General features: G+C 42.2%; 11 protein-coding genes. 5 read left to right on the plus strand and 6 right to left on the minus strand.

Annotated features, from left to right (window positions below; genetic code table 11):
• Window positions 1-112 precede the first annotated feature (112 nt).
• The 6 genes from BACFIN_RS07145 to pta all read right to left on the minus strand — a co-directional run bounded on the left by BACFIN_RS07145 (window position 113) and on the right by pta (window position 5,585).
• Complete coding sequence (locus BACFIN_RS07145; protein ID WP_022276521.1) at window positions 113-877, minus strand: UDP-2,3-diacylglucosamine diphosphatase; 765 nt, start codon at window positions 875-877, stop codon at window positions 113-115.
• Between the two features lie 41 nt (window positions 878-918).
• Entirely contained in the window at window positions 919-1,230 is a 312-nt protein-coding gene (locus BACFIN_RS07140; protein WP_007755015.1) for a metal-sulfur cluster assembly factor, read from the minus strand.
• Window positions 1,231-1,275: 45 nt separating this feature from the next.
• Window positions 1,276-1,971 (minus strand): RadC family protein, encoded by a 696-nt coding sequence (radC, locus tag BACFIN_RS07135; protein WP_007755017.1) that lies wholly within the window; start codon window positions 1,969-1,971, stop codon window positions 1,276-1,278.
• Window positions 1,972-2,221: 250 nt separating this feature from the next.
• Entirely contained in the window at window positions 2,222-3,211 is a 990-nt protein-coding gene (locus tag BACFIN_RS07130) for a glycosyltransferase (protein WP_007755018.1), read from the minus strand.
• A gap of 128 nt (window positions 3,212-3,339) precedes the next feature.
• On the minus strand, window positions 3,340-4,539 hold the full coding sequence (locus BACFIN_RS07125) for an acetate kinase (RefSeq protein WP_007755020.1): 1,200 nt from the start codon (window positions 4,537-4,539) through the stop codon (window positions 3,340-3,342).
• 26 nt (window positions 4,540-4,565) lie between these two features.
• Window positions 4,566-5,585 carry a phosphate acetyltransferase gene (gene pta, locus BACFIN_RS07120; protein WP_007755023.1) on the minus strand — a complete coding sequence of 340 codons (1,020 nt, stop codon included), beginning with the start codon at window positions 5,583-5,585 and terminating at the stop codon, window positions 4,566-4,568.
• Between the two features lie 197 nt (window positions 5,586-5,782).
• Between pta and BACFIN_RS07115 the strand changes: the two genes are divergently transcribed.
• The 5 genes from BACFIN_RS07115 to BACFIN_RS23345 all read left to right on the plus strand — a co-directional run.
• The gene (locus BACFIN_RS07115) at window positions 5,783-6,139 is read left to right on the plus strand and encodes a CidA/LrgA family protein (protein WP_007755026.1); all 357 of its coding nucleotides are present in this window, start codon (window positions 5,783-5,785) and stop codon (window positions 6,137-6,139) included.
• Window positions 6,136-6,831 (plus strand): LrgB family protein, encoded by a 696-nt coding sequence (locus tag BACFIN_RS07110; protein WP_007755031.1) that lies wholly within the window; start codon window positions 6,136-6,138, stop codon window positions 6,829-6,831. The genes BACFIN_RS07115 and BACFIN_RS07110 overlap by 4 nt, the downstream gene beginning before the upstream one ends.
• A 56-nt stretch (window positions 6,832-6,887) precedes the next feature.
• Window positions 6,888-7,805 carry a DUF2156 domain-containing protein gene (locus tag BACFIN_RS07105; protein WP_007755032.1) on the plus strand — a complete coding sequence of 306 codons (918 nt, stop codon included), beginning with the start codon at window positions 6,888-6,890 and terminating at the stop codon, window positions 7,803-7,805.
• Window positions 7,806-7,818: 13 nt separating this feature from the next.
• Window positions 7,819-8,835, plus strand: a complete 1,017-nt coding sequence (locus BACFIN_RS07100) for a GNAT family N-acetyltransferase (RefSeq protein ID WP_007755036.1) — start codon at window positions 7,819-7,821, stop codon at window positions 8,833-8,835.
• Between the two features lie 207 nt (window positions 8,836-9,042).
• Window positions 9,043-9,432, plus strand: a 390-nt coding sequence (locus BACFIN_RS23345; RefSeq protein ID WP_007755043.1) for a transposase, incomplete at its 3' end; no start/stop codon positions are given.

Here is a 9,432-nt window from a genome sequence, read left to right on the forward strand (position 1 = left end):
ACATAGAATTAACGCAAATTATCGCAGATAAATAAGAATAATTTCCCGAAGGAATAATCTTAATAATCTGCGATAATTTGCGTTAATCTGCGTCTAAACAAAACAAGATCAATTACACCTGTGTCTCTCCTTCGATGTATTCCTCCAGAAAGAGATTCTCTCCATCGAATACCGCATACGAGAAGAAATTAATCCAATCCCCGAGAATCAGCACACGGGAAGTTGCACTCAACATGAGATCCAGTTCAATATGACGATGCCCATATATAAAGAAGTTGATATTCGGGTGGCTCTTCAGATATTCTTTGGTATACAAAACCAGATGTTCCTGATTCTCTCCCATATAATCCGGTTCCTTTCCGTCAATTCGTTTCAGTCGGCTATGCTTGGCCCATGTCAAACCCAGATCCACACTCCAACGAGGATGAATAGCAGAAAACATTCTTTGCAAAGTCGTACTATGAAACATTCGGCGAAGTAATTTGAACTTCTTATCCGGATCACCCAATCCGTCACCATGAGCCAGATAGAATTCTTTCCCATAGATTTCGGTAGTCAACGGTTCACGGTGCATAATGACACCACACTCTTTTGTGAGATAATCTCCACACCAAATGTCATGATTGCCAATAAAGTAGTGAACTTCCACACCCATGTCCGTAAGTTCGGAGATCTTTCCTAGAAAACGAGTATATCCCTTAGGAACTACCAAACGGAATTCATACCAGAAATCGAACATATCTCCCAGCAAATAAACGGCAGAAGCCTTATGTTTTATACTGTCGAGAAAGTTCACCAGGCGTCTCTCTTGTGTGCGACCATGTTCAATGGCGCGGGACCCCAAATGCGCATCGGAAAGGAAATAAACGTTCTTCATAGGCTTTGAGTTGTTACTTATAGTCAGCTTGTCACTCATCACTAGAGAAAGCCTAGTTCGAGTTTCGCTTCCTCACTCATCATATCTTTATCCCACTCCGGTTCAAACACCAGATTAATGATAGCCGAAGTCACTCCCTCCACCGATTCTACTTTCTGACGAATATCTTCCATGATAAAATCAGCAGCCGGACAATTAGGGGCGGTCAGTGTCATATCAAGTACTACTTCTCCATTATCGGAGACATCTATCTTATAAATCAGTCCAAGATCGTATACGTTTACCGGGATTTCCGGGTCGTACACCGTTTTTAGCATAGCTACAATCTTTTCTTCTATTTCAATCTTTTCCATAGGTTCTTTCCGTTAATAATAATGCAAATATAAGAATAAATTCATTTAGAGCAGTCCTTCATCTGCAAAACTATAGAATTGACTCTCACAAACGATAACGTGGTCTATCAAACGAATGTTCATTGTATCAGCTGCTTTACGAATATGTTCTGTCAAAATTTTATCCGGTTGACTCGGATGAATGTTTCCTGATGGATGATTATGCACAACAGCTATTTGCGTGGCCCTTTGTAACAATGCTTCCCGCAAGATCATACGTACGTCAGTGTAAGTTCCATCTATTCCACCAGTACTGATGCGCACTTTATCAATCAGTTTCGTTGCCTGATTCAACAAAAGAGCCCAAAATTCTTCTTGTTCCAAATCGCACATCAGAGGTTGAAAAATATCATAGATATCTTTTGAACAGGTGATTTGAGGCCTTTCTTTTATACTCTGCAGCTTCCTTCGTTTTCCAAGTTCCAATGCAGCCATCACCGTAATGCTCTTCGCCGGTCCTATACCTTTAAAACGGGAATAGTCGCAGACTTCCCATTTTGCCAAGGAATTAAGGTTATTATCACAAGACAGAAGCAAGCGTCGCATCAGTTCAACAGCACTCTCTTCCGTATTTCCGGAGCCGATTAATATAGCGAGTAGTTCGGCATCACTCAATGCTGCTGCTCCTTTTTCCATCATTTTCTCCCTTGGGCGGTCCTCCAGTGCCCATTGGTTGATGGATAGTTTGTGTCCACTTTCCATTTGCTATGTTTTGAGAGTGTAAAGGTAGGCTTATTTAATTTAATGATAGAGGCAATGGAAAAAAAATTGGTTGCAGGCTTCTTCTTTTTTCTATGCAGAGACAAGTTGTACGACACCCGGGTCTCAGCATACCTGACACCCGGGTGTTGAGTAGCATGAGACCCGGGTGTCAGACGTATTGAGACCCGGATGTCATGCAACATTCCTTTTAAGTAAAAATAGGAATGGTAGTAAACAAATTAAAAGTAGGTTACTTATAAAAATTCTTTTGGAAAGCCTCAAACTCATCTTTTCCTCTGACACAACGCTGCCACCATGCACGCCCAAAGCCTGTACCATAGCCTATAAGCTGTATAAATGCAGCGGCAATGGAATAAACGCCAATAGACAGACTTTTATTCTGAATAGTAGAATCAATGCATACGAGCAATACATAGAGAATGACCGGCATGAAACTGAAGAGGCAGAAGGGGGTTCCTAATAATAGAAGTGCTACTCCCAATGTGAATGCCGCCGGAAGCAAATGTACCAGTTTCAGAGAATCCGGATATTTCTTATAAAGATTAATACGGGCAATGCCGGAGTTATGCACTTGCTTGAAGAACTTCTTCAAATCAGTGCGGCGTTTGTGATACACCCAGGCATCAGGAAAAAGACGGCAGATGTAACCACCTTTGAATATACGGATACTGAAATCAATATCCTCACCGAAACGCATTTTAGAAAATCCTCCCAAAGCCTCGTACACTGCCCGGCGAACTCCCATATTAAAACTACGGGGATAGAATTTGTCCATCTTCTTTTTTCCGCCACGAATGCCTCCGGTCGTGAAGAAAGAGGTCATGGAATAGTTGATTGCCTTCTGAATATCAGTGAAAGAATCGTGTGCACGGTCGGGGCCGCCAAAAGCATCGGCAGGAGAAGCGGCAAGCTCCTTCTCTACCGCATCGAAATAGCCTTCGGGAAGGATGACATCAGAGTCCAATATAATAAGGTATTCTCCTTCGCTCCGCTCTGCTCCGTAATTACGGCTCTGTCCCGGTCCGGAGTTAGATTTTAAAAAATATTTTATATCCAACTTATCCGTATATCGGTCTACTATTTCTTTACAGGAAACAGATGAACCGTCTTCTACCACAATCACTTCAAAATCTGTGAAATGCTGGGTAGTCAGACTCTTCAACAGTTCGTCCACCTCGTCGGGACGATTATAAACGGGAATTATAACGGAGTAACGCATATCAATCGGTTATGGCTCTATTTCAAGATACAAAGTAAGGTAAAAAAAACGAGAACCATGAAAAATAGCTAATAAAAAAGGCAGCTTCGTCACCGAGCCGCCTTTTTCTATATCCGGATTTTATGAACTTATTTCTTCAGGATATCCATTGTATCAGAAGCGATCAATAACTCTTCATCTGTCGGAATTACTACAACTTTCACTTTAGAAGCAGGAGTTGAGATTACAGCTTCGTCACCATGAATCTTATCATTGACAGACTTATCGATCTCGATACCCATAAATTCCAATCCCTTGCATACTTCCTCGCGACACAGTGACTGGTTCTCACCGACACCACCTGTAAACAATACGATATCCACACCACCCAATGCAGCAGCGTAAGCACCGATGTATTTCTTAATACGATAGTAGTACATTTTTTCAGCAAGAATTGCTTTCGGATTGCCGGCTTTACAAGCCGCATCCAATTCACGCATATCGCTTGACACACCTGAAACTCCCAGTACACCGCTCTTTTTGTTCAGCAAATTGGAAACACCGGTTGTATTCAAGCCTTCTTTTTCCATGATAAAAGTTACTGCACCGGCATCGATATCACCGCTACGAGTACCCATCATCAAGCCTTCCAACGGGGTTAAACCCATCGTAGTATCCATACACTTGCCATCCTTGATAGCAGCGATAGAACCACCATTACCAATATGACAAGTAATGATCTTCTTTCCTTCCGGAGTTATGCCCAAGTACTCGCATACACGCTTTGAAACATAACGGTGGGAAGTTCCGTGGAAACCATAACGGCGTACTGCATACTTTTCATACAATTCATAAGGAATAGCATACATATATGCATAGTCAGGCATAGTCTGATGGAACGCTGTATCAAATACACCTACCTGAGGAATATCAGGAAGAATAGCGGAAACGGCATTCACACCTTTCAAGTTGGCAGGATTGTGAAGCGGAGCCAAGTCATTGCAAGCGGTAAAAGCTTCCAATACTTCTTTGTTCAGCAATACAGACTCACTGAAACGTTCGCCTCCGTGCACCATACGATGACCTACCGCATTGATTTCTTCCAAAGACTTGATTGCCCCATATTCAGGATTAATCAATGTATTCAAAATAAACTCTACTCCTACTGTATGTTCCGGAATATCCTTTTCCAGGATTTTCTTTTCTCCATTCGGCAGAGTCAGTTTAAGGAATGATCCTTTCAGACCGATTTTCTCGATACCACCTTGAGCAATCACCTCTTTAGTGGTCATATCGAACAATTTATATTTAATAGATGAACTTCCGCAGTTCAATACTAGAATCTTCATGTATTCAGTGTTTGACGGGTTAGTGATTAATGGTTAGCTTTTGCTGCGATAGCCTGATTAGCTGTAATAGCAATCATACGATATACATCTTCGATAGAACAACCGCGAGACAAGTCATTCACCGGACGGGCGATACCTTGAAGGATCGGGCCGATTGCGTCAGCGTGTCCCAGACGTTGAACTAATTTGTAGGAGATATTACCAACTTCCAGACTCGGCACAACCAATACATTTGCTTGTCCGGCAACTTGTGAACCTGGAGCTTTGCTTGCACCTACTTCAGGAACAAGAGCTGCATCAGCTTGCATTTCTCCGTCCAAGTCAAGAGTCGGAGCCATTTCTTTGGCAATCTTTGTAGCCTCTACCACTTTGTCCACCACCTCATGTTTAGCAGATCCTTTGGTAGAGAAGCTCAACATAGCAACTTTCGGAGTTTCGATACCAGCAACAGCCTTAGCAGTCTGTGCTGTGCAAATAGCAATCTGAGCCAATTGGTTAGCATCCGGAACCGGAGTTACCGCTACGTCACCCATTACCAAAATACCGTTCTTTCCGCATTCCGGAGCATGTGTCAGCAACAACATTGCACCTGATACACAAGTGATTCCCGGAGCAGTCTTGATAATCTGCAAAGCTGGACGCAATACATTACCGGTAGTGTTGCGGGCACCTGCCAGCTGACCGTCAGCATCACCGCTCTTAATCATTAAACAACCATAAAACAAAGGATCGTTTGTCAAATTACGAGCCTCTTCGATAGTCATCCCTTTCTTCTTGCGCAACTCACACAGCAACTGTGCATACTCTTCATGTTTCGGAGAAGTTTCAGGATCGATGATAGTAGCCTTGCTGATATTTCCCAAGCCCCATTTTGCAGCAAGCTCATTGATTTCAGCTGGTTTACCCAGCAAAATAAGGTCAGCAACTTCGTCTGTCAAAATCTGATTGGCAGCTTTCAATGTGCGTTCTTCAGTTCCTTCAGGAAGAACAATACGTTGGCGGTCTGCTTTTGCACGCGCAACGATTTGGTTGATTAAATTGAGCATAGATATATTGAATATTATTATAAAACCTGCTTACAATTTGTTATTTGCGGTGCAAAAGTAGTCAATTTTGTAATATCCACATTACAATTTAGTCCATTTTTCTCCTCCACATCTAAAATATTATAATATTTAACACTGTACTCCTATTTTTCATACCTTTGCAGCGTTTTCAAACAAAATCAATAGGTTATTAGTATATGATACGTCAGTGTGCCATCTTATTTGGCTGTTTGGCTTTGGGTGAGCTAATCGTTTACTTTACAGGAATCAAACTTCCTTCCAGCATTATCGGAATGCTGCTACTCACCCTCTTTTTGAAATTAGGTTGGATTAAACTGCACTGGGTACAGGGATTGTCCGACTTTCTGGTTGCTAACTTAGGATTCTTTTTCGTTCCGCCCGGCGTGGCGCTCATGTTGTACTTCGATGTAATCACGGCTGAATTCTGGCCGATTGTGATAGCTACCATTGTCAGTACCGCACTTGTACTTGTCGTAACAGGATGGGTACATCAGATTGTCCGTAAAATCAACTTAACACATAAGACCAAATGAGCTTCTTAGAGAATAATTTCTTCCTGTTGGCTATCACCTTCGGGATTTTCTTCTTTGCCAAATTGCTTCAGAAGAAAACAGGACTGGTATTATTAAATCCTATATTGCTGACCATCGCCCTATTAATCATCTTCCTTAAAATGACAAATATCTCATACGAGACCTATAATAAAGGAGGACATCTGATCGAGTTCTGGCTCCGCCCGGCTGTTGTTGCTTTAGGCGTACCTTTATATCTTCAATTGGAGATGATAAAAAAGCAGTTATTGCCTATCCTTCTGTCTCAACTGGCAGGCTGCATTGTCGGAGTTATTTCAGTTGTACTGATTGCGAAATTTATGGGAGCCTCACAAGAGGTAATCCTGTCACTGGCTCCGAAATCGGTTACTACTCCGATTGCGATGGAAGTAACCAAAGCCATCGGTGGTATTCCGTCACTGACGGCGGCAGTTGTAGTGGCAGTAGGTCTATTGGGAGCTATCTGTGGCTTTAAGACCATGAAAATCATGCACGTAGGCAGCCCTATTGCACAAGGTCTCTCCATGGGAACAGCGGCCCATGCTGTCGGAACCTCCACTGCAATGGATATCAGCAGCAAATATGGAGCATACGCCAGCCTGGGCCTGACTCTGAATGGAATCTTCACTGCACTACTCACACCTACGATCCTTCGATTATTAGGTGTCTTGTAAAAACAAAATCTCTTGATTTTCCGTTATATAAAGAGTTAAACGCAAAAAGCAATTTTATGATTCCATTTAAAGATATCACATTAGCAGACAAAGACACAATCACCTCATTCACGATGAAAAGTGATCGCCGCAATTGCGATCTTTCATTCTCCAATCTTTGCAGCTGGAGATTCTTATACGACACTCAATTCGCAGTGGTCGACAACTTTCTGGTATTCAAGTTCTGGGCGGGAGAACAACTTGCTTATATGATGCCCGTAGGTACAGGAGATTTGAAAGCAGTATTGTGGAAACTGATAGAAGATGCCCGCAAAGAGAACCAGCATTTCTGTATGCTGGGAGTGTGCAGCAATATGCGCGCTGATCTCGAAGCCATCCTTCCGGAACAGTTCACTTTCACAGAAGACCGCGACTATGCGGATTATATTTATTTGAGAAGTGATCTTTCTACGCTGAAAGGGAAGAAATTCCAGGCGAAAAGAAATCATATCAACCGGTTCCGCAACACTTATCCGGATTACGAATACACACCGATTACCCCGGACCGTATTCAGGAATGTCTGGATCTGGAAGCAGAGTGGTGTAAAGTGAATAATTGTGACCAACAGGAGGGGACAGGCAACGAACGTCGCGCCCTGATTTATGCTCTCCACAACTTCGAGGCACTCGGACTGACGGGAGGTATCTTACATGTGAACGGTAAAATTGTCGCATTTACATTCGGTATGCCTATCAATCATGAAACGTTCGGCGTGCATGTAGAAAAAGCGGATACCAGCATTGAAGGTGCGTATGCCATGATTAATTATGAATTTGCCAACCGGATTCCCGAACAATATACCTATATCAACCGGGAAGAGGATTTAGGTATTGAGGGTTTACGCAAAGCCAAACTGTCTTACCAGCCGGCAACGATTCTGGAAAAATATATGGCTTGCCTCAAAGAGCATCCCATGAATATGGTAAAATGGTAAATCCATTATAAATATGATGATAAAGGAGCAAGTAAAAGCATTGTGGAAAATCTGTTTTGACGATAGTGAAGAATTCGTTGAAATGTACTTCAGACTGCGCTATAAAACAGAGGTGAATGTTGCCATCAAAAGTGGTGATGAGGTAATCTCTGCCCTTCAAATGCTTCCTTATCCGATGACTTTTGGTGGAGAGACTGTACAAACCTCCTATATTTCAGGAGCCTGTACGCATCCCGATTTCCGAAGCAAAGGGGTCATGCGCGAGCTTTTATCACAGTCTTTCGCCCGGATGCTGCGGAATGGAGTACATTTCAGTACATTGATACCGGCAGAGCCCTGGTTGTTCGACTATTATGCCCGCATGGGATATGCCTCGGTATTCAAGTATTCAACTAAAGAGATCGTTTTGCCCGAGTTTATCCCTTCTAAAGAGATAGCGGTCAGTGTTGTTTCAGAATTTCAGGAGGAGGTCTATTCCTATTTGAATAAGAAACTTTCCGAACGGGCTTGCTGTATTCAGCACACATCGGAAGACTTTCAGGTTATTATGACCGATCTTGCCATTAGTGGAGGTTATTTATTTGTAGCCAGACAGGAAAACGAAATCAAAGGAATAACCATTATATATAAAGGAGACAAACATATCATTATCAATGAGCTTTGCGCTGATGATAAAGATGTGGAATATAGTTTATTGTATGCGATCAGGCAGCACACCGGCTGCAAGCGCATGGTTCAACTACTGCCTCCTGAAGATAAACAGTCTCAACATCCGCTAGGCATGGCACGTATCATCAATGCCAAAGAAGTGCTGCAAATCTATGCCGCGGCTTTTCCTGAAGATGAAATGCAGCTGGAATTATCGGACAAACAATTGTCTGTAAACAACGGCTATTATTACCTGTGCAAAGGAAAGTGTATGTATAATACCGAGCGACTGCCCGGTGCACATATACAAATGAATATTAGCGAATTAACCAATAGAATACTTCAGCCGTTAAAGCCATATATGAGCTTGATGATGAATTAAGACACGAATTACACCACCTAGGAAGAGTACGAAAAAAAGAGTTGCAGATAATTCCTTCATATCTTTACTTATTTAGGGATATTCCTAAAATAATAAAATTTAAGGCAACTACTTCATTGCGAATTAGTTGCCTTTTTTGTATCTTTAAGCATTCCCCCCAAAAAACGGTTTGACGGCCAAAACGGGGGTAATCTAAAATAAAAACACATGGTAAAGATACAAAAAATCTCAGAAATCGAACCTTGTTTGGGTTTTACCGAGTTCGATATGCTTAAAAAATATCGTCAAAGTTTTGCAACGAGTGAATTAGGTCGACTCCATTCTCTATTCCCTTTCTCGGAACTGGCCCGACAAATGCATTTGAAGTCCTCTGCTTTGGGTCGTAAAAGTTATTTTTCTCCCGAAGGTAAAATAGCCTTGATGGTCTTGAAGTCCTATACCAACTTTTCCGATGCACAACTGATTGAGCATTTAAACGGTAATATTCATTACCAGTTGTTTTGTGGTGTCCAGATTGATCCGCTTCATCCACTAACCAATCCTAAAATCGTCAGTGCAATTCGTCAGGAACTAGCGAATCGCCTTGACGTTGAGTCC

This window comes from Bacteroides finegoldii DSM 17565 (assembly GCF_000156195.1).
Taxonomy (GTDB): Bacteria; Bacteroidota; Bacteroidia; order Bacteroidales; family Bacteroidaceae; genus Bacteroides; species Bacteroides finegoldii.